Here is a 23,953-nt window from a genome sequence, read left to right as displayed (position 1 = left end):
AACTTCTTAGAGTTGAACCACGTGAGCCGCGCCACCTGCGCAGCACGTCTCACGTAGCACTTCATGCGTTTAACTAACGACCATCCCGGCGCTGCCGGTACACCAGGAGGACTTGACGTGGCGGAGAAAACACCAGGAACACCCGGGGAACCGCGGATCTCGGTGAAGGCACCGCTAAGTTTTGCCGCAATCCTGGGACTTATCGCAGGGGCCGTCACGGTCGTCGTCTCCAGTGGCGGAACGGCCCATACGCCGCGCTGGGATCTGGGAGCCATTGCGTTCGGCGTGGCCTTCATCGTTTGTCTCGTTGTCGCTGCAATGTTATCGATGAGCTTCAAGGAGAATGCCGAGCACCTGGGAAAGGGCTCTGGTGTGAGTCGTACGTCCGCTGAGCGTCTGGCACAGAATGAACGCAGCCAGAGGCTTCGCGAGGACAAGCGCCGGAACGGCGACGGCGGTCCCCGGACACCGTAGGCATCACCGGTCAGCTGGCTCAAGCACTCCGAAGGTCGGCGAGTGTCCGTCGGATGCGGGCAAACATCTCAGCGTCGATGGTGGTGCCGGCATGTCTGAGGGCCAGTACGGCGGCGCCTACGACGCCGTCGGCGACGCGGATCGCACTACCGCCGGCCGCCTCTTCCACGTAGGCAGCCAGAGCCGAACCCCGGGCCAGAATGCTTCCGCCAAAGACGAGTGGCCCAATCACGGCAGGTGCTAAGACAGCGCTCAAGGTGGTGGAGAGGGCACGGGCGGCGCGGGCCAGAATATCCTGTGCAACGCCGTCAGCGGAACCATTGACGGCATCAAAGGCAAGCGGCGCGAACTGTGAAAGCTCTACGGGGACAAGCTCATAGACCGCATCGATCAGCTGTTGTGCGGCCGCCGCACGACCCTGGACGAGCGGGGGTAGGTCCGGGTCGATGCCGAGCGCGGCCAGCAGCGGGACACAGAGCGAAGTCTTCGGCCCGCGCCCATCCAGGGCGGCGCAGACAGCGCGGACCACTTGATGGCCGATCCAGAAGCCGGAACCGGCGTCACCGAGCAGCCAGCCCATTCCGTCAGCGACGGCGTCGAGCTGACCGGCTCTGATCCGGGCCGCTATTGCCCCGGTTCCGGCTACTAGGGCATAGCCCTGGTCATGATAAGTAGCGGAAAAAAATGTAGCTAAAAGATCAGATTCGATCACTACTCTCCCCTGCAGGCCCAGATCAGAAAGCCCGTCGGCGAACGTTTTCCCGAACGTCTGGACGGATGAGCCTGCCATCGCGATGATCGCGGAGGAGTAGCCTGATCCACTCTGGCCGTGCTGCTGGGCAGCCCGTTGGAGCGCGGTCCGCAGCGAAGCCTGCACGGCAAAAATTCCGCTGGAAACCGGGTTTCCACTGCCCGCGTGCCCGTAGCCCAAGCAGGCCCCTGTGCGGTCCATAATGACGGCCCTGGTGGAAGTTCCGCCGGCATCAAAAGCGACAAGTTGCTGCATCGTTTCCCTTTTCGTGTCTACATTGTGACTTGACACACACGGCGCCTAAGAATAGTTTTCAAAGAACGGCTCCAATCAAGAAACGGATTTTCATTATGCCCATGTTCACGCCCCAGACCACGGCCGGTACGGCTGTGGGTGTCGTGAACCGCATTCAGGCCAAACTACCCGAGATGCCGAGAGCCATGGCGAAAATTGCCGCCTATCTGCTGGAGCATCCGCAGGCACCCATCCAACTTTCCATCATGGAACTGGCGGAGCAGACCGGAACGTCTGCGGCCACTGTGACACGCTTTTGCAGGCTTCTGGGTTACCCGGGGTACGTTCCCTTTCGGGTCGCAATTGCCGCAGACGCGGGCCGCAGCGATGCCAGAGAGTCGTGGAAGGTGGACATCGGCAGGGCATTCGGTCCCGACGATGCGCCGGAGGACGTACTGAGCACCTTGGTTAATGCCCATACCCGCTCGCTGCGGGAAACGGCGACGCTGATGGACATGGCGCTGATGAACAAGATTGCGCGGCGCATAGTGCTAAGTACGCATGTGGATATCTACGGCATCGGCGGAAGCGCCGTGATGGCCAAAGAAATGCAGTCCAGGCTGTACCGGATCGGCATCAATGCCCACCACTGGTCGGAAGTCCATGCCGGCCTGACAAGTGCGGCCATTCAGGACAGCACTTGCCTTGCCATTGGTATTTCGAATACAGGTCGCACCGAAGAGACCATCGCGATGCTGCAGCAGGCCCGGCGGGCCGGTGCGATGACCGTCGCGTTGAGCAATAATCCGGGATCCCCGCTTGCGGAAGCAGCTGACCTGCAGATTATTACCGCTGTACACGAGCAGTTTCTCCAACCGGATGATCTCTCCGCAAAGCACGTCCAATTGTTGGTCCTTGACCTGCTGTACCTGCTGGTGGCGCAGCTGAACTTTACCCGGACCACGACAAAGCTGGCATCCTCCGCACTGGCGGTATCCCCGCACCGTCGTTCGAACCGGACCGGTCCCAGGACGGACAGGAACGATCACCTCTATGCGGGCACCTCGGAAGGAAAGGGACGGACCCATGTTTGAGGCCGTGGGCAGCTATCTGTCCGAAGTGACCAGCAGCGAGGACCTGTACAAAAACCACATCAGAGTTCACGCCTAGGGCATGAACTCACCGGGGCAGTCCGTGGCCGCAAAGGACCAACAAGACTACAACCGCATTAACTCGTACGGTACCAATAATGGAAGGCATTAACACCATGAATATCCAGAAGAAAACTCTGCAACGGCGCGGATTCCTACGTGGCGTCCTGGCTGCCGCGGTCCTGGTTCCAGTCGCCGGTTCGCTCGCGTCCTGCGCCGGCGGCGGAGCCGGCTCGACGGCCACCACTGCCGCAGGCACCGTCTCCGATACCAATCCGTTCGGTATGGCGGACAACTCGACCATTGACGCGGTCATCTTCAAGGGCGGCTATGGCATCGACTACGTCGAGTTTGCCGGCAACCTGCTCGAGAAGAACCATTCCGGGACGACCGCGAAAATCGCGCCATCGACGGCCATCGCGCAGGAACTTCAGTCGCGCTTCGTCGGAGGTAACCCGCCGGACCTGATTGACAACTCGGGCGAAGGTGCCATGGGTTTCAGCGGGATCCTGGATCAGCTGGAGGACCTGAAGTCCGTCCTCGAAGCGAAGAACCTCGAGGGCACGGTCATCAAAGACACCCTGTATGCAGGAGTAGAGGCGCCGGGTACCTTTGGCGGCAAGCTGGCGGCGGTGAACTATGCGCTGACAATTTACGCCCTGTGGTATTCCGCCTCCTTATTCGAGGATAACGGCTGGACGGTTCCGAAGACCTGGGACGAGGCCCTTGACCTCGGTGCAAAGGCAAAGGCCCAGGATAAGTACCTCTTCGTTTGGGGTAAGGAAGCGGCCACCTACTACCAGACCCTGGCTCTGGGTTCGGCCATCAAGGAAGGCGGCGACGAGGTCCGGCTGGCCGTGGACAACCTGAAGGAGAACTGCTGGTCCCAGCCGGCTATTCAAAGCGTCTTCAGCGCGATGGAAAAGGCCGTCAAGGCCGGCTACTTTAAACCGGGTGGCTCGGGAACCAAGTTCACCGCTGCACAGGCACAGTGGAGCAACGACGAGGCAGCTCTGCTCTACCCCTCCGGTTCGTGGATTGAAAACGAGATGAAGGACCAGACCAAGGCCGGCTTCAAGATGACGGGTGCGCCGGAATTCACGGTCACTTCAACACCAAAGATGCCGTACGAGGCCATGCACAGCGCTGCGGGCGAGCCCTTCATCGTTCCGTCCAAGGGCAAGAACGTTGCCGGCGGCAAGGAACTGCTGCGCACGATGCTGTCCAAGGACGCTGCGACCAATTTCGCCAAGACCAAACTGGCGCCAAGCATCGTTAAGGGCACCGTTCCGGCCGACGGATTCGGCTCCACGGCCCTGGTCTCCCAGACCAAGCTGCTCGACGCTGCGGGATCAAACATCTTCACGTGGGGATTCGTTGACCTGTACGGCACAAACAAGGATCAGCTGGTCGTGTGGAACACCTTCCTGGACGGAAAATCGGATGTGGCTACGCTGACTTCCGGACTGCAGAAGATCACCGATAACGTGCGTAACGACAGCTCGGTGACGAAGATTGAAGTGAAGTGAAGTGATTGATCTAAGTTCGCAGGTGCGTCCGGATAGCGGCAAGCCCGCCGCTATCCGGTCCCGCCGGAAAAAACTGACCTTCGACAAGGTCAGTTTCATGGTGGTTTTTCTTGGTCTGCCTCTGGCCGTCTACGTTGTTTTCGTCATCTCGCCGTTCGTCCAGGCCGCCTATTACTCCATGACCGACTGGTCCGGCTTCAGTGCGAGCATGAACTTCATCGGCGTGGATAATTACGTGAAGCTCGTTCACAACGACACGTTCATGAAGGCGCTGGGAAACAACATCATTCTGGTGATCGTCTTGCCCATAGTGACCATCATCCTCAGTCTGATACTGGCCACTCTCGTGACGGTCGGCGGCAGCAGCCGCGGACAGATCAAGGGCTTGAAGAACTCCAGCTTTTACCGCGTTGTCTCATTTTTTCCGTATGTGATCCCGGCCATCATCATCGGTATCATGTGGACGCAGATTTACGATCCGAGCAACGGTTTGGTCAATGGAATCCTGACCGGGATGGGGTTCGACGAATTTAAGTCCTTTCCGTGGCTGGGGGACGAACGCACCGCCATGATCGCCACCATGTTTGTGATCGTTTGGGGATTCATCGGCTTCTATATGGTGCTTTTCGTAGCGGCCATTAAGGGTATCCCGGCTGAGCTGTTCGAGGCAGCGAGGATCGATGGCGCCGGCCGGGTACGGACGCTGGTCAGCATCACGATTCCGCTGATCCGGGACAACATCCAGACGGCCTACGTCTATATGGGAATCCTGGCTCTGGACGCCTTTGTCTACATGCAGGTCATGAACTCCGGCGGTGGACCGAACAACTCCACACTGGTCATGTCCCAGCAGCTGTTCTCCACAGCCTTTACCAAGAACCAATTCGGCTACTCCAGCGCAATGGGTGTGGTCCTGGCGGCCGTGACATTGGCGTTCTCCGGGCTGGTGTTCCTGGTCAACCGGCTGACCGGCGGAAAGGATGACGTGCGATGATGTCGCTCAAGGAGGCCGTCCGCAGCGGTAGCGTAACAGTACGGCCGAGGAAGGCGAAGGAAACCAAGGGCGACAAGGCTGTCGCGGCCGTTTCGCACACTATGCTGCTGATTTGGTCCCTGATCGTCATTCTGCCGCTGTTGTGGACCTTGATGACGTCCTTTAAGACGACAAGGGAGATCTTTGCTTCGCCGTTTTCGTTGCCGGAGCAGTGGAACTTCGACAATTATGTCTCAGCCTGGACCACGGCAGGGATCGGCAGTTACTTTGTGAACACGATCATCGTGGTTGGCTTCGCGCTGGTCATCGTGATGGTGCTGGGAGCGATGTGCGCGTACGTGCTGGCGCGCTTCAAATTCCCGGGAAGCCGAGGCATCTACTACCTCATGCTCGCCGGACTGACGTTCCCGATCTTCCTGGCCATTGTCCCGTTGTTCTTCATCCTGAAGAACATCGGTCTGCTGAACACGCTCCCTGGCCTGATCATTGTCTATGTGGCTTTTGCGCTGCCGTTCACCGTTTTTTTCCTCTTCTCCTTCTTCAAGACGCTCCCCGATGAGATTGGCGAAGCGGCTGCCATTGACGGGGCAGGGGAATGGCGGACTTTCTTCCAGGTCATGCTGCCCATGGCGAAGCCGGGCCTGGCATCCGTGCTGATTTTCAACTTCCTCGGACTGTGGAACCAGTTCCTCATCCCGGTTGCGCTCAATACCAATGTGGGGCACTACGTCCTGTCACAGGGCATGGCGGCCTTCGCATCGCAGGCCGGCTACGCGGTCAATTTCGGGGCGCTGTTTGCCGCCGTCGTCATTACCGTTGTTCCGGTGCTCATTGTTTACATCATCTTTCAACGGCAGCTGCAGGGTTCTGTCTCCGCAGGGACCAACAAGTAGCGGGTTCGATCCGGTTCCCCAACGGCGGGCAGAGCAGGCTTAGATCCTGGTTGGCCGCCGCGTGTCATAATCCTTGGTCCGTCTTCCGGCGGCGGTACGCGGCCACATGCGTCCGGTTCGCGCAGTTGCCGGTACCGCAAAACCTGCGGGAACGATTCCTGGACAGGTCCAGGACCGCAGCGCTGCAGTCACTGGCCGCGCAGCACCGCAGCCGGTCCAGCTCTTTGCCGCGGATGACGTCCACCAGCGCCATGGCCGCTTCCGTACCCATCCGCAATGCCAGCGGCGCCTGCGCAGTGGTGGCGTGCAGATGCCAGTCCCACTGGTCATGTTTGACCAGCTGCGGCAGGGCCCGGGCATTGGCGAGAAGGAGATTTGTCAGCCGGACTGCCTCCTCTTCGGGCGCTGTCCAGATCTCCCGCAGCTGCGCCCGGAGCTGCCGGACGGAGCGGAGCTCGGCCACGTTGTGTGTCCGGGCGCCGGTGAACCGCTGCTGGTCAATAAAGACGTCCAGATCCTGAATCGTCGTTAAAGCATCCGCGTCGCCTGCAGGCAAAGGTCCAGGTCCTTCGCCGCTGCGCGGTGTTCGGACGGGGGCGGTGTTGATGAGCGCCACCGCGGACTCCAACGCAATTTCAGCGTCATGAGTGAAGACCACGTTGACTCCTGTCATTGAGGGGACGTAATGTCACTAGCCTACGTGGCTTTGATCCTGACAATAACTGTCACCCGGGCCCGGCACAGTATTCAACCGGAGAACACCCCTGATGGCAGTTAGCAGCAACCGGCACCATTCGTCCGTACCGCTGGCGGCCGCCCTCCTTTCCGCCGCGGCGTTTGCGCTCTCCGGGTCTTTTGCCAAGGCGCTGTTCGAGAGCGGTTGGTCGCCGGGTGCGGCCGTTGCCGTTCGCATCGGCGGCGCCGCCGCCGTCTTGCTGATCCCGGTTATCGCCACCCTGATCCGGCGCTGGAGCCTGGTCCGTGGCTCGTTGGCACGCGTTGCACTCTACGGAATTGTTCCCATTGCCCTGTGCCAGCTGTTCTATTTTAACGCCGTCTCGCATCTTTCCGTGGGTGTTGCCCTGCTGCTGGAATACCTCTCGCCGGTGCTGCTGGTGGGCTGGGTATGGTTGCGGACCAAGGCAGCTCCCGGGCTGTTGACGGTGCTCGGCGGTCTGTGCGCCATGGGTGGGCTGGTCCTGGTTCTGGATCTGACCGGTTCACAAAAGCTGGACGCAGAGGGCATCCTTTGGGGACTTGCGGCTGCTGTTTGTTCCGCTACGTTCTTCATCATGTCTGCCCGTGCAGGCGATGACGTGCCGCCGGTGCTCATGGCCGGCGGCGGGATGGCGGTGGGGGCGGTGCTGATCTTTGGGCTGGGAGGCCTCGGGGTAATGCCGTTGACATTCTCGACGGAAAATGCGGTATTTGCCTCTCACCCGGTCAGCTGGCTGGTGCCCATATTTGGACTGGTGCTGGTGACCACGGTCCTTTCCTACCTTGCCGGAATCATCGCTGTGCGTGGACTCGGAACGAAGGTGTCGTCATTTCTGGCGCTGTTCGAAGTGCTTTTTGCCGTAATCTGGGCTTGGCTGCTCTTGGGCGAGCTGCCCCGGACCATCCAGCTGTTAGGCGGCGCGCTGATCGTCGGCGGCGTGATCCTGGTCCGGGTCGATGAGCTTCGTGGGCCCGGGCATCCGGAACTGGATCACGCCAATGATCTGGAGCCGCTGCCGCTGGCAAAGTAGAAAAACGTTGCGCTTGGCTGTGTGTGGTGGTCGAATAGTGAGATGGCCGACGCTGCGAGTGTGCTAATAGCTATTGGAACCAAGAAGGGCCTGTGGCTGGGCACCAGTACGGACCGCACGCACTGGGACCTTACCGGTCCGCATTTTCTGATGCAGGAGATTCCCAGCATCGCCATCGATACCCGGGGGGATCGTACCCGCATCCTGGTGGGTACCCGCTCCGAGCACTGGGGCACCAATGTACTGCATTCGGATGATCTCGGTGCCAGCTGGACCGAACCCGAGCGGGCGGCTATTTCATTTCCCCCGGACACCGGTGCGTCGCTGGAGCGGATCTGGCAGCTGCAGCCCGATGCGGCCGGCCGGCCCGGCGTGGTGTGGGCAGGGTGCGAGCCGATCTCGGTCTGGAAGTCCACGGACGGCGGCGAACACTTCGAGCTGAACCGTGGGCTATGGGACCATCCGCACCGCAGCCAGTGGGGCGCGGGCTACGGCGGGGCCGCCGCGCACACCGTGCTGCCAAGCCCTGCGGATACGCAGACCATACACGTTGCCATGAGCACCGGGGGTGTGTACCGCAGTACCGACGCCGGTGGATCCTGGCAGGCGCGGAATCAGGGAATTTCCGCCTATTTCATGCCCGACCCGTTACCGGAATTCGGTCAATGTGTGCACAAGATTGCCCGCGACGCCGGGCAGCCGGAGCGGCTCTACGCGCAAAACCACCACGGTGTGTACCGCTCCGATGACAATGCCGACAGCTGGACCTCCATAGCCGAGGGTCTGCCGGCTGATTTCGGCTTTGTGATGCTGGCTCATCCACGCCGTTCCGGCACGGCCTGGGTGATTCCTATCAAGGCCGACGGCGAGCGGATCCCGCCGGACGCGAGGCTTGCCGTGCATCGGACGGACGACGCAGGCGAGAGCTGGACGCGTGCGGATTCCGGGCTCCCGCAGTCTGAATACAACGCGGTGCTTCGCGACGCCGCCGCCACCGATACCGCGGAGCCTGCCGGGGTGTACTTCGGAACCCGTGGCGGGTGCGTCTACGCCAGTGCGGATGAGGGCAGCACGTTTACCGAGGTCGCCTCGCACCTGCCGGATGTACTTTGTGTCCGTGCCGCCGTCGTCGCCGGTTAGTTTAAAAAGGCCATGAACGAGGTCGCAGATGTGCTGGTACGGGTTCCCAGCCTGCTGCGCCAGTTCACGGATGGCCAAGAGGAGCTGCTGCTGGCCGTGGAAGGGCCGCTTTCCGTGGCTGCTGTGCTGGATGTGATCGGTGCTCAATTTCCGTTCTTCGACCGGCGGGTGCGGGATGAAACGGGTGCCCTGCGCCGCTACGTGAACATTTATGTGGGATACGACGACGTCCGCCGGCTGCGTGGGACGGACACCAAGGTGCAGCCCGGACAGGAACTGATGATTATTGCATCTGTGGCGGGCGGGTGAGCGGGGCAAGCCTGCCCAAGCCCGAACACCCCCGGCCTCAGCTCATCCGTGACAGGTGGATGAACCTCAACGGACTGTGGGACTTTGAGATCGATGCCGGGGATTCAGGCCTTGAGCGCGGGCTCCGTACACGCAAGCTTGCCGGGGAAATCCTGGTGCCGTTCGCTCCGGAAACGCAGCTCTCCGGCATTGAAAACGTCGATTTCATGGAAGCGGTCTGGTATCGGCGCACGGTGACCATACCGCCGGCGTGGGCCGGTCACCGTGCGATCCTGCATTTTGGCGCCGTCGACCATGACGCAACGGTCTGGGTCAACAACGTTGAAGTCGTCCGGCACCGCGGTGGATTCACGCCGTTCAGCGCGGACCTGCAAGGCGTGGCTGAGCCCGGAACCCGGGCGTCAATCGTCGTTCGGGCCCGCGATTCGCGCCATGAAATGCAGGCGCGGGGCAAACAGGCCACCTGGTACAACAACACCCATTGTCAATACACCCGCACCACGGGCATCTGGCAGACGGTGTGGATGGAAGCGGTTGCCGACGTGCACGTAAAACGTCTGCGGATGACACCTAACCTCGCGCAGGCAAGCCTTACCGTCGAAGTTCCACTGAGCCGGAACCGGGCAGGACACACGGTCAAGGTGGTCCTGACCGGGGAGCAGGAGGTGGCAATTACGGCCCTGACCCGGGCCGATCTCGATCTCACGCCATCTGTGCGGCTCAGCATTCCACCGGAGGCGTTGCGCCCGTGGTCGGTTGAGGACCCGTATCTATACGGTCTTGAGGTCTCGGTCGTGGACCAGAATGGCGCCGTCGTCGATCATGTCAGCAGCTACGCCGCAGTGCGTTCGGTGGCCCTCGATGGGAAAATGGTCCGCATCAACGGCAAAGCAGTCTTTCAGCGGCTGGTACTGGATCAGGGCTACTGGCCTGAATCGCTCATGACGTCGCCGAATGACGCCGCGCTGATCAAGGACATTGAGCTGGCCATGGCAGCCGGATTCAATGGCGCCCGCCTGCATGAAAAGGTCTTTGAAGAGCGCTATCTTTACCACGCTGACCGGCTGGGCTACCTGGTCTGGGGGGAGTTCGGCGACTGGGGTGTTTCCGGCGGTGGAACCGTCGGTCATAACCAGAAACCGACCGCCAGCTTCGTCGCGCAATGGCTCGAGGCCCTGCAACGGGACTTCAATCATCCGTCCATCATCGGATGGTGTCCGCTCAACGAGACCCATCAGGTGCTGCACGACCGGATCACCGTCCTGGACGACGTCACGCAGGCCATGTTCCTGGCCACCAAACTGGCCGATCCGACCCGGCCCGTAATCGACGCCTCCGGGTACGCGCACCGGGTCCGGAACAGCGATATTTATGATTCCCACTCCTATGAACAGGACCCGGAGAAGTTCCATGCCGAGCAGAGCGGGCTGACCGCGGGGATGCCGCATCTGAACCGCGGCGATGGTGCTGAAGAACTCTCTGTTCCGTACAGTGGCCAGCCGTATTTCGTCTCCGAATTCGGCGGGATCTGGTGGAACGAGGAGGAAGCATTATTGGCCGCGCTGGATCAGGGGGCACAGGATGAGGGGGCTCTGGATCAGGGGGCACAGGATCAGGGCGGACAGCATGGGAGAGCCGGGACCGATCGGGAAAAATCCTGGGGCTACGGCGAGCGGGTACGTTCGGAAGAAGAGTTCTACCTCAGGTTCAAGGGTCTGTGCGAAGTCCTCCTTAATGATCCACAGATGTTCGGCTACTGCTACACGCAGTTGACGGATGTCTTCCAGGAGAAGAATGGCATCGTCAACTTCGACCGCAGCCGCAAACTTGATGTTGCGCGGATCAGCGCGATTCAATCACGCCCGGCTGCTATTGAGCTGCTCGAGGGCGGTTCGGTGAGTGCAGACACCGGCCGCGCGAGGACGTAGTTATCGGCGCGGACGTACCCGCTCACCGTGCCGGGTCACGGCCGGACTATCGCCTTGAGCGCGCCGGGGCTGTCTCCGGCGGTCAAGGCAGCTTCCACATCGTCGAGCCCGTGCACGGAAGTGACCAGGGCGTCCAGATCCACGGCGGAGCTTGCTGCGAGCCCGACGGCGATGGGCCAGGTATTGGCGTACCGGAACGTTCCGGTGATCATGAGTTCGCGGCCCTGCACCAGCTGAACGGGTAAGGCGATGGTGTCTGCACCCATCCCGACCAAAACACAACGGCCCCGCGGTGCCAGCCGGGCCAGGCCGGCCAGGACGGCGGGTTCTGCACCGGTGGCATCAATGAAGACATCGAATACGGCTCCGGCGGGCGGGGCAGCGTTGGCCGCGTAGCTGTGTTTGGCACCATACCGTTCGGCCTGCTCCAGGCGTTCGGCACGGACATCGGTGACGGTGACGACCGCGCCGGCCAGCTGGGCAACTTTCGACGCCAGCAGGCCGATCGGGCCCGCACCGGCCACCAGCACCTTGTCGCCGAGCCCCACCTTGCCGGCGCGGCCGGCGGCGATCGCGACACTGAGCGGTTCCAGCAAGGCGGCGGCGTCGTCGGAGACGGAATCAGGAACGGGATGGCAAAACGCCGCGGGGTGGACGGCGTACTCGGCGAAAACACCGTCCACCGGCGGCGTGGCAAAGAACCGCACATCGGGATCCAGATTGTAGCGGCCGGCCAGGGTCTGCGCGGAAAGCGGTTCCGGGACACCCGGTTCCAGGGATACCCGCTGGCCTATGGCCCGGTTCAGCACTCCAGGTCCGAGGGCGACAATAACCCCGGAAGGCTCGTGCCCGAGCACCAGGGGTCGGTCGACGATGTAGTCACCGATCCGTCCGTGCCGGTAATAATGCGTGTCCGATCCGCAGACGCCCACCGCTTTGATCCGGACCAGGACCTCGCCCGGCCCCGGCACCGGCATCGGGCGTTCTTCCACATGCAGGCTGCCGTGACCGGCATCGAAGGGACCGCTGAGAACCGACACTTTCATCGTCGTCGTCATTTCACCGCCCCCATGGACAGGCCGCGCACCAGCTGCTTTTGCGCCACCCAGCCCGCTATCACGACCGGCAGTGACGCCAGCACGGAGGCCGCCGACAGCTTGGCGAGGAACAGGCCCTCGCTGGTCATCTGCGAGACCAGGAAAACGGGCACCGTGGACGCATTGGCGGCGGTGAGGTTCAGGGCGAAGAAGAATTCGTTCCAGGCAAAGATCACACAGATCAGTGCCGTTGCTGCCAGGCCCGGGGTGACCATGGGCATCAGGATAGTACGCAGGGTTTTGATCAGGCCTGCACCGTCCATCGCGGCAGCCTCCAGGACCTCGGTGGGGACTTCCTGGAAGAAGGAGCGCATCATCCAGACGGCGATCGGCAGGTTCATGGCGGTGTACAGCACCACCAACGTCCAAATGTTATCCAAGGCCTTGATCTGTCCGGCAATCACATAGATGGGCATGATCACCGCGACCACAGGCAGCATCTTGGTGGAGATGAAGAAGAACAGCACGTCCTGGGTCTTCTTCACCGGGCGGATGCTCAATGCGTATGACGCCGGTACGGCCAGCAGGATCACGAAAATCGTGGAGACGCCGGTGGCGATCAGCGAGTTCAGGAAGTAGCTGCCCGCGCCGTTGTCCAGGACGGTCGCAAACTGGTCGAACGTTGGCACAAAGAAGAACACGGGCGGGTTGGAGGCGGCCACCGATTCCTGCTTGAAGGCCGTCATCACCAGCCAGATCACGGGCGCGAAGAAGATGAAGGCCAGCACCCACGTGCCGGTGGTGATCGCGGAACCACTGAGTCGTCGTCGGGCTTCACGGGACTTGCGCTCAGCGGACGGTGCGGTGGAACGGGGAGACATGGTGGTGGTCACGGCTTAGTCCTTTGCGTCAAAGCTGCGGAAAATGAGGCGCAGGGCGAATGTGGCGATGATGATGGTGGCGATGACCACCACAACACCCATCGCGGCTGCCTGGCCGATGTCGAAGCCCAGAAAGGCCCGCTGGTAGATGTAGAACGGCAGGTTTGCGCTGGCCGTGCCGGGTCCGCCGGCGGTCATCAGGTAGATCTGGTCGAAGGTGTTGACCACGTAGATGGTGCCGAGCAGGACGCCGAGCTCAATGTAGCGGCGCAGCTGCGGGAGCGTGACCCAAAGGAACGTCTTGCCCCAGCTGGCGCCGTCAATCTGCGCCGCTTCCAGCACGTCCTTGGGCTGGGACTGCAGGCCGGCCAGCACCAGCAGCATTGTGAACGGGGTCCACTGCCAGACCAAGGCCATCAGGATGGAGATCACCGGGTACGACGACGTCCAATCCACCGGCGGGATGCCCACCAGCGAGATCACCCAGTTCACCAGACCGAAGCTCGGGTTCAGCATGGACACGGACCAGAGCGTCGCGCCGGCCACCGGCATGATAAGGAAGGGGGTGATGAGCATGGTGCGCACCACGCCCTGGCCGCGGAAGCTGCGGTCGAGCAGGAGCGCGAAGATGATTCCGAGCACCATGGCGGCAAGGACGCAGCCAAGGGTGATGACAATGCTGTTTACGGCCGAACTGCGGAACGTGGAGTCCATGAAGATGTCCGCATAGTTCTGCAGGCCGGTGAACTGGTTGCCGTCCGGGCGGAGCAGGTTCCAGTTGCGCAGCGAGTACCAGATGGTGACCAGGAACGGCAGTTGAGTGACGATGATCGTGAAGACCAGCGCCGGCAGCAGGGGGCCGCGTCGCCGCCAGCCCTCCGCCTTGGAATGGCCACCCTCGGTTCTGGCATTCTTGAGCTTGTGTTGTTTGAGATTGTGCCGGTCAACGAGAGTGCTGGCCATCACTTTCCTCCTTGTTGGTAGGACTCAGCAATGGGTTCGGCATAGAGCTGTGCCTGCTTGAGTGCGTCTTCAACGGATTTCTGTCCGGCAATCGCGGCCGAGACCTGCTGGCTGACCCGGGTGCCCAGGTCCTGGAACTCGGGGATGCCGACAAACTGCAGGCCCGGGTAGGGGACGGGATTGACCATGCTGGTCTCCTGTGTTGCCGAGTACATCGCATCCAAGGTGGGCTTCGCATAGGCCTGCGCCACCTTGGCGTACTCGGGGATCTGGTAGGTGGACTGGCGGCTGCCCGGGGGCACCCGCTCCCAGCCGATCTTGTTGCCCACCAGCTTGATGTAGTCCTTGTTCGTCATCCAGGAGATGAAGTCCCAGGCCGCGGCCTTGTGCTTGGTGGTGGTCGGGACGGCCAACGACCAGCTGTACAGCCAGCCGGCGGATTTGGTGTCCTTTACCGGTGCCGGGGCGTACCCGGACTTGCCTGCCACCAGCGAGGAACTTGGGTCCTCAATGCTGGAGACCATGGCCGTGGCGTCGTACCACATGGCCGCCTTACCCTGGCTGTAGCGCGTGATGCAGTCGCCGTAGCCGCTGGTTGCGGCGCCGGGCTGGCCGGCCGTTTTGAGCAGGTCCACGTAGTCCGTGACGGCGGCCTTGACCTGCGGCGAGTCCAGCCTGGCCTTCCAGTCCATGTCAAACCATCGGCCGCCGTAGGTGTTGATCACGGTGTCCAGCGGGGCCATCACCTCACCCCAGCCGGCCAGTCCGCGCAGGCAGATGCCGGCGAAGTCCTTGGATGGATCGTTGAGCTTTTTGGCCAGGGCACTGACTTCGGCCCAGGTGGGGTGCGCCGGCATGGTCAGCCCGGCCTGCCTGAACAGGTCTTCGCGGTACACCAGGAAGGACGATTCCCCGTAGAACGGAACCGAATACATATCGCCCTGGTAGCTGAGCGCATCCTTGATGGTGGGGATGAAGTCGGCCGTGTCGTAGCCGGGCGTGGCATCGGCCATCGGCTGGAGGTCCTCAATCCAGCCGTTCTCGGCCCACATCCGGGTTTCGTAGTTGGAGATCATGACGACGTCGAACTCGCCGCCGCCGGTGGCCACGGATGCGGTGATCTTGGCCCGGGCCTCGTTCTCGGGCAGCGTCACGAATTTCACGTTCACGTCCGGATGCTTGGCCTTGAAATCGTCCTGCAGGGAAACGGCATCCTTCATCTGCGGGTTGGCGACGATGGCCACGACAATATCGGTTTTGGCACCCTCGCCACCTGCGGCTGTGCAGCCGGAGAGCGCAAGGGCAACGACGGCGACGCCGGCCAACAGCGCGCCGAGCCGGGTCTTCCCCTGCTGCGTTCGGCGGCGATGTCCGTGGTGCTGTGGAAACTTCATTGCTCCCCTTCAGTTGAGACGCTCATATGAGAGTGACTGAATGCTCATTTGTAAAGTGACTCTAGTCATATACACTCATTTGAGCAAGAGCTGATGCTCGTTCGTTTCACCGGAAAGAAGAGCCGCCGTGCCGCAGCCCACGCATGAAGAGCTTCTTGCCCTGATCGGCAAGGACTACTATCTGGACAACCGGTCCAAGGTGGAAATCGCCACCAGCTACGGGATTTCCCGTTTTCAGGTGGCGCGCATGCTGGATGAGGCACGCGCCGAAGGCATTGTGCGCATCGAGGTCCGCACGCCCGAGTCCATGCCGCCCAAGGAGCTGCATCAGCTGGCCGCGTGGCTCGGCATCCGAAAAGTCATCGTCATTAAGACCTCCGGCGATGACGCGCAGCAGCGCGACATGCTGGCGCGGTCGGTGGCCAAGGAACTGATGGAGAGCGTCAGGGCAGGAATGACGCTGGGTATTTCCTGGTCCCGCACCCTGGATCTGGCCGCACGCTACGTCACCGAACTGCCCAAATGCGACATCGTCCAGCTCGCCGGCGCGCTCCCAGGGGGCGGCGGCGGAAACCCGCTGGATCTGATCCAGCGCCTGGGGCAGGCCTCGAACGGCCGGACCTGGCCACTGTGGGCCCCGCTGGTGGTGGACAGCGCCGCCACCGCCGCGGGGTTGAAGCAGCAGCCGGAGATCTCGCAGGCGCTGCGGAAGGCCGACGCGCTGGATTTTGCCGTCATAGCGATCGGGGCCTGGGCGCCCAATCTCTCCACCGTTTGGGATCGGGTGGACAACGCCGTGCGTCAGCAGGGCGTCGTGGCCGGCGCGGTCGCGGAATGCTCCGGACGCCTCATCAACGCGGCCGGATCGGCCGTGGTCACGGAACTAAACAGCCGGATTCTTGCGGTCAGCCTGAGCCAGCTCAAGCGCACTCCCACTGTCGTCGCCGTCGGGCATGGAGCCGAGCGCAGCCCCGCAGTCCGCGCCGCCGCTGCCGCGGGAATTGTCAGCACCTTAATCGCGGACGAGTCTCTGGCCGCCGCCCTTATCCGGGCCAAGCTGGCCGCGTGAAGGGCGTCAGCACCGTGAGGTGTGTTGTCGGTGTTGACTCCTCAACACAGTCCTGCAAGGTGCTCGCCGTGGACGCCGGGACCGGGCGGGTCGTCGCTGCCTCGAGCGCCGCGCACCCGGACGGTACAGCCATCGACCCGCATATCTGGACATCAGCGCTGCACCAGGCATGGGACGGCGCAGGCATTCCGGCTCTGGGCGCCGAGGTAGCGGCTGTTTCGGTAGCCGCCCAGCAGCATGGCATGGTCGCTCTCGATGCAGCGAACGAGCCGGTATCTGATGCGCTGCTGTGGAACGATATCCGCAGTGCGGATGACGCGCAAAGTATGCGCGATGACCTCGGTGCCGGGGCCTGGGTGGACGCCGTCAACGTGGTGCCGGTGGCTTCCTTTACGCTGACCAAGCTCGCCTGGCTGGCGCGCTGCCGGCCCGCGGCCGCTGCGCGGGTGGCGCGGGTGGTGTTGCCGCATGACTGGCTGAACTTTCAGCTGACCGGCCGTTTCACAACGGACCGCAGTGATGCTTCGGGTACTGGCTACTTCAGCCCCGTCACGGACAGTTACCGACCCGCGCTGCTGCAGCGCTTCTTCGGCCGGGTCCCGGCGCTGCCGGTGGTGCTCGGTCCCTCTGCTCAGGCGGGCACGGTGCTTCCGGCCTGGGGGCTGGCTAACGCCGTGCTGGGCGCCGGCGCCGGCGATAATGCCGGCGCGGCGCTTGGTCTTGGCCTGCAGCCGGGCGAGATTGTGGTTTCCATTGGAACGTCGGGGACGGTCTTCAGCACATCGTCGGTGCCCACCCGCGATCCGAGCGGTCAGATCGCGGGGTTCGCCGATGCCACGGGCAACCACCTGCCGTTGCTGGCCATGTTAAATTCCGCCCGGGTGATGGCCGCGGCCGCCCAGATGCTGCAGATTGACCTGCCCTCGTTGGATGCGTTGGCGTTGACCGCGGACCCGGCCGCGCAGGGTCTTCTCCTGCTGCCGTACCTTGACGGTGAACGCACCCCGAATCTGCCGGCTGCGCACGGCAGCCTGCTGGGACTGAGCCGTGCCAATATGACGGCGGAGAACGTGGCACGTGCCTCGGTGCTGGGCGTGCTGAATTCGCTGGCCGACGCAATTGACCGGATGAAAGAGCACGGCGTGCCCGCGGAGCGCGTGCTGCTGATTGGCGGTGGGGCAAAATCGAGGTCGCTGCGGCAGGCCGCGGCGTCTGTCTTCGGGCTGCCGGTCGAGGTACCGGTGGCTAATGAATACGTGGCGCTGGGAGCGGCCCGTCAGGCAGTCTGGGCCGCCACCGGCGAGCTGCCGGTGTGGGAGCGGCGGATCGAGGCGTCCTTTGAGCCCGACGGCGGCTGGGGCGCCGAGGTGCGCGGCCGCTACATCCAGGCGCGACAGACCATTTATGGGGTTTAGTGCGGGTTTTTGCTGCGGCGGGGCGCGTAGCCGGCTCCTCGGCAGCAGGGCTCCGCTACCGGAGGAGCTGCTCCACGGCCGCGCGGGCGCCGGCGGTGTGCAGGGTGTCCAGCGTCTGCAGGTAGGCGCTCACGAAGCGTTCGCTGTCAATCAGGTCGCCGAAGACCTCGCGGTTGGCCAGAAAAGCCAGCTTGTCCTCGCGCTGGCGTGCAGCCGCGGCCATCAGCGGCTCCTTGAGGCGGTCGACGACGTCGATCGCCTCGCCGCTTTCGTCGGTGCCCTCGGCGTACCGTGCCCATGAGGCGACGATGCCCGCTGAACGGAAGATGTCGCCGTCGTTCGCCAGATTAATCCGGACGACGGGCAGCAGCCACTTCGGGATCCGGTCCGAGCTCTCCGCACACAGCCGTGCCAGCGTGTCCCTGACGTACTCGTTGGAGAAGCGCTCGATCAGCGTGCGCTTGTAGAGCGGTAGGTCCACGCCCGGCAGGTCCGCGAGCGTCGGGGTGCCTTCCTTGTCCATGTAATCGAGCAGGAACCGGGCAAAAAGCGGATCCTGGGCCACCTGGTGGGCATAGCGGTACCCGGCCAGATAACCGAAATAGCACAGGCCCTGATGGCTGGCGTTAAGCAACCGGAGCTTCATCAGTTCGTACGGTTCCACATCCTTAACCAGCTGCACCCCTGCGTCTTCATAGGGGGGCCGGCCAAGACTGAAATGATCCTCCAGCACCCACTGCTCAAAGGGTTCGCAGACCACTGGCCACTGGTCCTCGATGCCGAATTCCGCGGCGATCGATTCCCTGTCCGCCTCCGTAGTGACGGGCGTAATGCGGTCAACCATGGAATTCGGGAACAGTACCGCCGTCTGCATCCAGGCACCGAGTTCCGGGTCCTTGAGGGTGGCAAACGCCGTGAACATTTTCCGGGCCACGTCTCCGTTGCCTTGGATATTGTCGCAGGACATCACGGTGAAAGGAGTCATTCCCCGGGCGCGGCGGCGGGCCAGCGCTTCGGTGATCAGGCCAAAGGTTGTCCGCGGCGCGGCCCCGGGCTGCAGATCCAGCACTACGTCGGGGTTGGTTGCGTCGAACTCGCCGGTGACGTGGTGGAAGTTGTAGCCGCCCTCGGTGACGGTCAGCGAAACAATGCGGATTTCCGCCGAGGCCATCTTTTCAATTACTGCCTCCGGATCGTCGGGGGCGAAGAGGTACTGCGCCACCGAGCCGATAACCCGCGCCTCCCGGGTCCCGTCCGGGTTCTTGAGCAGGAGCGTGTAGAGGCAGTCCTGCTCCGCCATGACGCGCTTCATCTTCTCGTCCTGGGGCAGCACGCCGACGCCGCAAATTGCCCAGTCCGATGCCTTTCCCTGGTTCATTAGCCGGTCCAGGTACATCGCCTGATGCGCCCGGTGGAAGCCGCCCATGCCGAAGTGGACAATGCCGGTCGTCAGCGTGCTGCGGTCATAACCCGGGACGGCGGCGCTGCCGCCCTCAGGAGCCGGTTGAGCCGGGTGAGCCTGTTGAGCCTGTTGAGCCTGTTGAGCCAGGAGGGGCAGCGTGGCTGCGGACAATTTCGGCATTGAGTCTCCTTGTAGCAGGTGTTTTTCCTCACAGTATCATATGAGCAATACCGCACCGCTCATATGAGTGTTTCCCTTGTTGCCCTTATGGCCCACAGTCGTTCGCCTCGGCGGTTGGCCGGCCCCGCTGCCGAACGGATGATCTGCCCCTTGCCACCGGGCAAAATCATACGATCGCAGTAGAAACGAGTACTCGAACCCGCTCCTGCTGTTCTCGTTCGAGAAAGGTTCCGGCCTCGCGATACACGTCCACACTCATCGGGTGCGTTCAGTCCTGCAGGTGATCCACCAGGCGTTCTGCGATGCCCGTGTAGCCGCCCGGTGTGAGGGCCAGCAGGCGAGCCTCGGCCTTAGTGGACAGGCCCAGACCGGAGACGAACTCCTGCATCCGAGCCGCATCCACACGCTGCCCGCGGGTGAGATCCTTAAGCCGCTCGTAAGGGTTTTCCATCCCGGGAACGCCCGCGATGGACTCTGCGCGCATCACCATCTGGATTGCCTCGCCGAGGACTTCCCAGTTGTGTTCCAGATCGTCGGCCAGGACGGCCTCGGCCGTATCCAGCCTCCCCAAACCGCCCAGAACATTACCGATGGCCAGCAGCGAATGGCCGAACGCCACGCCAATATTGCGCTGGCTGGAGGAATCCGTGAGGTCGCGTTGCCACCGGCTGGTCACCAGAGTGGCTGCGAGGGTATCCAGCAGGGCGCTGGAAATTTCCAGATTGGCCTCGGCATTTTCAAAGCGGATCGGGTTGACCTTGTGCGGCATGGTCGAGGATCCGGTGGCGCCCGGCACCGGTACCTGGGCGAAGTAACCGATCGAGATGTAGCTCCAAACATCCGTGCACAGGTTGTGCAGAATACGGTTGAAGCGCGCCATATCGGAGTACAGCTCGGCCTGCCAGTCGTGCGACTCGATCTGCGTGGTCAGCGGGTTCCAGGTCAAACCCAGGCCTTCAATGAAGCTCCGGGATACCTGCTCCCAATCCACCGAAGGCACCGAGGCATAGTGTGCCGCGTAGGTTCCGGTGGCACCGTTGATCTTGCCTAAGTATTCCGTCTTCTCGATCCGCTTAAGCTGCCGTCCCAGCCGGTGCGCCATCACGGCGATTTCCTTGCCCAACGTGGTGGGCGTGGCGGGTTGGCCGTGTGTGCGGGAGAGCATCGGCACCGCCCGGTTTTCCTGGGCCATTTGCGTAATTTTGGCCACCAGAGCATGGGCCGCGGGCAGCCAGACATCCTGGACTGCGCCCTTAATGCCCAGCGCGTAGGAGAGGTTATTAATGTCCTCGCTGGTGCAGCCGAAGTGGACCAGCGAGGTCAGGTTCTCAATGCCGATAGCCGGCAGCCTGCGGCCCAGGTAGTACTCCACGGCTTTCACGTCGTGGACGGTGACCTTCTCCAGCTGCGCCAGTTCCGCCACCGAGGCAGTATCAAAACCGGTCACGACGGCGCGCAGCTGCGCCTTCTGGGCATCGCTGAGCTCCGTGGTCCCCGGCAGCAGTTGCTGCGTTGTGAGGTGAATCAGCCATTCCACCTCGACAGCTACCCGGTCCCGGTTGAGGGCCGCTTCGGAAAGGTAATCAACCAGCGGCGCGACGGCGCCCTGGTAGCGGCCGTCGAGGGGCCCCAGGGCGATGCGCTCATCGGCAGCGGCCAACGAGATGCGTCCGGCGGGCGTGCGGGCGGCGGATTCAGTGGTGACGGCAGATTCAGACATGCCGCAATTCTTTCATGAAGTCGGCTGCCGCCTGCCGCTTGCCGCCTGCCACTATGACAGCACCAGACATCTCCACGGCAGCGGAACGGCCAGGCAGGCGACGGTCCCCCTGCACAGGGTTCCAATCGGGAGACTTTTCCACACTTGAGCGCTGGTCCCTGTCGGCGGTTCCCGCGGAGACCTAGCGTCGGGTGTAACGCTTGCGGCAGGAGGAAAAATGATAACGACGGCGGCACGGTCGGCAATGCTGGCCGAGGACGTCGAGTGCGTTGCCGGTGAACTGTTGCGGGCAGCAGCGGAAATGGACGAACTGCGCCTGCAGGTACATGGCGCGGGGCAGTTGAGGTGGGAATCGCCGTCCGCCGCCGCGTTCAGAGAGGTTCTGGCGCAGCGGGAACGGCGGATGCAGAACGCGGCGGGAATGCTTTCGGATGCCGCGGCAATGCTGGTGCAGTATGCCGCACAGCTCCGTACCGTAGCGCTTGAAAAATCTTTGCATGACACTGGCCCGGATCCATTCGCTTGGACCGGCGGACCGGGCCTGCTGCGATGATCGAACGAATCGGGGAGTCTGCGGCAGATCCGCCGAACGGTGCATCCGGCAGTCCGGGCCCGCCGGATAAGGGGCCAGCACCGTTTGGCCTGCCGGGCGGTCCGCTACCGCCCACCGCGTTCCTGACAGCACCGACCGGCAGCTATACCGTGCGGGGAGGAGTGGGATCGGTCAGCTACGTGCTCGGCGAGATCATGCTGGCCAGCGCATCCCTGCAGCGAATCGCGGACGAATTAGCTCCCGTGGAACAGGCAGCGGCCAGAGCCCTGAACCTTTTCGAAACCAGCAGTCCGGCCTGGGCTCCATACCCGTTCGGTCTGATTGCTGAACTCCGCAGTGCCGCCGCAGATTGCAGCGACTGCCGTATGGAGTTGGAGGCTGTCGCCCTCGACGCCCGGACGGCATCCAGCCGCTATGCGGCCAGTGAAAACCAGGCACTGGCCCAGCTGGACCGCGGCAAAGCAGTGCATTCGAACATGTCCGGCTGGCAGTTGCACATTTTTGGGCTGCCGATGGCTCCCATGGTTATCGGAGCTCAGCTGATTACGATTCTGCAGGATGCACAGCAGCGGGGCCTTCGCGATGTGGCCCAAGACGCCGTAGGCCATCTCCCCGATTACCTCAGTGGAGTGCTGGGGTTCCCGCTCCTCTTACCGTCGCAGGCAACGACGGGCGCGGGTCGAACGGCACCATTGCCACCGTCTGGTGTCATCGCGGCCAGCGGGCTAAGGCACGTGATGGACTCCGGCGGGATCTTTGTGCCCGGCGGCCTGAAGATGGAGCGGCTCCCCCCAGCACAGTGGTCCCCGGCGCAACGACCGCGGGCCGGACCTGTTCCGGATCACCCGGCGACAACTGACCCGGCGGCAATTGACCCGGCGACAACTGACCCGGCGACAACCAACACTGCGGTGGGGACGATGGCACCAACACTGCATGACGCGCTGGCTGGTTCCAGAGACGCCTATCGGGTGGCCCCGGCAGCAATTGTGATTAAGCGGGTGGATCGGGGCGACGGTACCGCCGCGTGGATAGCAGACCTGCCGGGAACGGAGCAGTGGTGGCCACTGGACGGCGCCAACCCGTGGGATGTCGAGGGGGATCTGGAGGCCATTACCTCCGCCCAGCGTGCAGGGTTCGCGCAGCGGCAGGTGCTGGTGGAGGAATGGGTGAAGGCCGCGCTGCGCGATGCCGGTGCGGCGGCAGGGGACGCAGTGATGATCAACGGGCACAGCGGAGGAGGAATCCACGCCGCCGCCATGGCCGCCAACCCGGCATTCCTGGCCGAGGTCAACGTCCGGATCATCAACATTGCCGGCGCACCTGGGGCGAATCAACACGTGCACCCCGGGATCCACGTGATGGATCTGGAAAATGTGGATGACATAGTTACGGCTGCCGACTTGGCCCCGCCGCCGGAGACGGCGGACTGGGTGAGCGTCACTTCCGGTCGACGTCCTTCTAGTTCGCTGGCCGACCCCGGGAAACTGGTGGCCAATGCGCACAGCCTGGATTATTACCTTGACGACGCCGCTGAGCTGGATCGCAGCGGGAACGTTTCGGTAGTGGCGCACAAGGAGGCTCTACAGCAGTTTCTGGGACCTGCGGCCCTGACCGGAGCCGTGAGCTACCGCAAGTACGTCTATCAGGGCACGGACGTGAACCTGAGGAAAAGAGACCGGGGGCAAAAACGGGACTAGCGGCCGCTGCTGAGGCTTCGCCGGTTGATGCCTGTGAGCGCGCCGGCGATCATCGACACGACGCTGATGACAATTGCGGCAAGTACCGCGGTCCACAAGAAGGCGTCGATGGTGAAGTGAACGGGCGTGTACCCGCTCAGCCAGGAGGTCAGCCACAACATTGCTGCGTTGATGATGATGGTGAAAAGACCCAGTGTGAGGAAGGTGATGGGCAGCGACAGCAGCTTCACGATCGGCTTAACGAGAGCATTGACGATGCCGAAGATGAGTCCCACGGCGATGAAGGCCAGGACGGTGCCGGCCGCGCTGTTACCGGGCACCAATCCATCGGCTCCGCTGGAATAAATCTGCAGGCCGGGAAGCAGAGCGCTGGCAATCCACAGCGCCAGGGCGTTGATCAGGACGCGGACAATGAATTTACCCATCCGTCATAATCCCACATCGGGCGGCGATGCGACATTGGCCCGCGACCGCAGGGATCCCGGCGA

The 23,953-nt window shown here is 62.8% G+C and carries 22 protein-coding genes; 13 read left to right on the top strand and 9 right to left on the bottom strand.

The window, feature by feature from the left end:
• The first annotated feature begins 117 nt into the window (after positions 1-117).
• Entirely contained in the window at positions 118-474 is a 357-nt protein-coding gene (locus tag IV500_RS15710; RefSeq protein ID WP_196397747.1) for a hypothetical protein, read from the top strand.
• Positions 475-493: 19 nt separating this feature from the next.
• On the opposite strand, the gene IV500_RS15705 is transcribed toward IV500_RS15710, so the two are convergent.
• Positions 494-1,480 (bottom strand): N-acetylglucosamine kinase, encoded by a 987-nt coding sequence (locus IV500_RS15705; protein ID WP_196397746.1) that lies wholly within the window; start codon positions 1,478-1,480, stop codon positions 494-496.
• Between the two features lie 101 nt (positions 1,481-1,581).
• Between IV500_RS15705 and IV500_RS15700 the strand changes: the two genes are divergently transcribed.
• The 4 genes from IV500_RS15700 to IV500_RS15685 all read left to right on the top strand — a co-directional run bounded on the left by IV500_RS15700 (position 1,582) and on the right by IV500_RS15685 (position 6,026).
• Positions 1,582-2,553, top strand: a complete 972-nt coding sequence (locus IV500_RS15700; protein WP_196397745.1) for a MurR/RpiR family transcriptional regulator — start codon at positions 1,582-1,584, stop codon at positions 2,551-2,553.
• Between the two features lie 155 nt (positions 2,554-2,708).
• Complete coding sequence (gene ngcE, locus IV500_RS15695) at positions 2,709-4,139, top strand: N-acetylglucosamine/diacetylchitobiose ABC transporter substrate-binding protein (protein ID WP_376770216.1); 1,431 nt, start codon at positions 2,709-2,711, stop codon at positions 4,137-4,139.
• A 97-nt stretch (positions 4,140-4,236) separates the two neighbouring features.
• Positions 4,237-5,133: a carbohydrate ABC transporter permease gene (locus IV500_RS15690; protein WP_196397773.1), complete on the top strand. Its 897-nt coding sequence runs from the start codon at positions 4,237-4,239 to the stop codon at positions 5,131-5,133.
• A gap of 101 nt (positions 5,134-5,234) precedes the next feature.
• Complete coding sequence (locus IV500_RS15685) at positions 5,235-6,026, top strand: carbohydrate ABC transporter permease (RefSeq protein WP_230855057.1); 792 nt, start codon at positions 5,235-5,237, stop codon at positions 6,024-6,026.
• 64 nt (positions 6,027-6,090) lie between these two features.
• Here the strand turns inward: IV500_RS15685 and IV500_RS15680 are convergent, their stop codons facing one another.
• Positions 6,091-6,684: a CGNR zinc finger domain-containing protein gene (locus IV500_RS15680; protein ID WP_196397772.1), complete on the bottom strand. Its 594-nt coding sequence runs from the start codon at positions 6,682-6,684 to the stop codon at positions 6,091-6,093.
• 109 nt (positions 6,685-6,793) lie between these two features.
• On the opposite strand from IV500_RS15680, the gene IV500_RS15675 reads away from it, so the two are divergent.
• Genes IV500_RS15675 through IV500_RS15660 form a run of 4 tightly spaced genes read left to right on the top strand, consistent with a single transcriptional unit; the run spans position 6,794 to position 11,151 of the window.
• Positions 6,794-7,774 carry an EamA family transporter gene (locus IV500_RS15675; RefSeq protein WP_196397743.1) on the top strand — a complete coding sequence of 327 codons (981 nt, stop codon included), beginning with the start codon at positions 6,794-6,796 and terminating at the stop codon, positions 7,772-7,774.
• 42 nt (positions 7,775-7,816) lie between these two features.
• A complete protein-coding gene (locus IV500_RS15670; RefSeq protein WP_196397742.1) occupies positions 7,817-8,914 on the top strand; it encodes a WD40/YVTN/BNR-like repeat-containing protein in 1,098 nt (365 codons plus the stop codon).
• 12 nt (positions 8,915-8,926) lie between these two features.
• Entirely contained in the window at positions 8,927-9,223 is a 297-nt protein-coding gene (locus IV500_RS15665) for a MoaD/ThiS family protein (RefSeq protein WP_196397741.1), read from the top strand.
• A 59-nt stretch (positions 9,224-9,282) separates the two neighbouring features.
• Entirely contained in the window at positions 9,283-11,151 is a 1,869-nt protein-coding gene (locus tag IV500_RS15660; protein ID WP_196397771.1) for a glycoside hydrolase family 2 protein, read from the top strand.
• A 35-nt stretch (positions 11,152-11,186) separates the two neighbouring features.
• Here the strand turns inward: IV500_RS15660 and IV500_RS15655 are convergent, their stop codons facing one another.
• From IV500_RS15655 to IV500_RS15640, 4 genes are read right to left on the bottom strand one after another with little or no spacing between them, the layout of a single operon-like run.
• Positions 11,187-12,209, bottom strand: a complete 1,023-nt coding sequence (locus IV500_RS15655) for an NAD(P)-dependent alcohol dehydrogenase (protein ID WP_230855051.1) — start codon at positions 12,207-12,209, stop codon at positions 11,187-11,189.
• Positions 12,206-13,069 carry a carbohydrate ABC transporter permease gene (locus IV500_RS15650; RefSeq protein WP_196397769.1) on the bottom strand — a complete coding sequence of 288 codons (864 nt, stop codon included), beginning with the start codon at positions 13,067-13,069 and terminating at the stop codon, positions 12,206-12,208. The genes IV500_RS15655 and IV500_RS15650 overlap by 4 nt, the downstream gene beginning before the upstream one ends.
• Positions 13,070-13,084: 15 nt before the next feature.
• Complete coding sequence (locus IV500_RS15645; RefSeq protein WP_196397740.1) at positions 13,085-14,032, bottom strand: carbohydrate ABC transporter permease; 948 nt, start codon at positions 14,030-14,032, stop codon at positions 13,085-13,087.
• Positions 14,032-15,426 carry an ABC transporter substrate-binding protein gene (locus IV500_RS15640; RefSeq protein WP_196397739.1) on the bottom strand — a complete coding sequence of 465 codons (1,395 nt, stop codon included), beginning with the start codon at positions 15,424-15,426 and terminating at the stop codon, positions 14,032-14,034. The genes IV500_RS15645 and IV500_RS15640 overlap by 1 nt, the downstream gene beginning before the upstream one ends.
• A 127-nt stretch (positions 15,427-15,553) precedes the next feature.
• Between IV500_RS15640 and IV500_RS15635 the strand changes: the two genes are divergently transcribed.
• Together IV500_RS15635 and xylB are read left to right on the top strand one after the other, a co-directional pair.
• Positions 15,554-16,495 carry a sugar-binding transcriptional regulator gene (locus tag IV500_RS15635; RefSeq protein WP_196397738.1) on the top strand — a complete coding sequence of 314 codons (942 nt, stop codon included), beginning with the start codon at positions 15,554-15,556 and terminating at the stop codon, positions 16,493-16,495.
• Positions 16,492-17,910 carry a xylulokinase gene (gene xylB / locus IV500_RS15630; RefSeq protein WP_312875953.1) on the top strand — a complete coding sequence of 473 codons (1,419 nt, stop codon included), beginning with the start codon at positions 16,492-16,494 and terminating at the stop codon, positions 17,908-17,910. Before IV500_RS15635 ends, xylB begins: the two co-directional genes overlap by 4 nt.
• A gap of 55 nt (positions 17,911-17,965) precedes the next feature.
• On the opposite strand, the gene IV500_RS15625 is transcribed toward xylB, so the two are convergent.
• Together IV500_RS15625 and purB are read right to left on the bottom strand one after the other, a co-directional pair.
• Positions 17,966-19,492, bottom strand: coding sequence for a mannitol dehydrogenase family protein (locus IV500_RS15625; RefSeq protein ID WP_196397737.1), 1,527 nt, complete (start codon positions 19,490-19,492; stop codon positions 17,966-17,968).
• Positions 19,493-19,760: 268 nt separating this feature from the next.
• Entirely contained in the window at positions 19,761-21,212 is a 1,452-nt protein-coding gene (purB, locus tag IV500_RS15620) for an adenylosuccinate lyase (RefSeq protein ID WP_196397736.1), read from the bottom strand.
• 217 nt (positions 21,213-21,429) lie between these two features.
• Between purB and IV500_RS15615 the strand changes: the two genes are divergently transcribed.
• Both IV500_RS15615 and IV500_RS15610 read left to right on the top strand, forming a co-directional pair.
• Complete coding sequence (locus IV500_RS15615) at positions 21,430-21,765, top strand: hypothetical protein (RefSeq protein ID WP_196397735.1); 336 nt, start codon at positions 21,430-21,432, stop codon at positions 21,763-21,765.
• Entirely contained in the window at positions 21,762-23,465 is a 1,704-nt protein-coding gene (locus IV500_RS15610; protein WP_196397734.1) for a hypothetical protein, read from the top strand. The genes IV500_RS15615 and IV500_RS15610 overlap by 4 nt, the downstream gene beginning before the upstream one ends.
• Here the strand turns inward: IV500_RS15610 and IV500_RS15605 are convergent.
• Entirely contained in the window at positions 23,462-23,890 is a 429-nt protein-coding gene (locus IV500_RS15605) for a phage holin family protein (protein ID WP_196397733.1), read from the bottom strand. The two genes, IV500_RS15610 and IV500_RS15605, sit on opposite strands and share 4 nt — an antisense overlap.
• Between the last annotated feature and the right edge of the window lie 63 nt (positions 23,891-23,953).

It is taken from the genome of Arthrobacter terrae, assembly GCF_015708085.1.
Lineage (GTDB): Bacteria > Actinomycetota > Actinomycetes > Actinomycetales > Micrococcaceae > Arthrobacter_M > Arthrobacter_M terrae.
The sequence above is the reverse complement of the archived record's forward strand: the minus strand, read 5'-3'. Positions and strand labels throughout refer to the sequence as shown.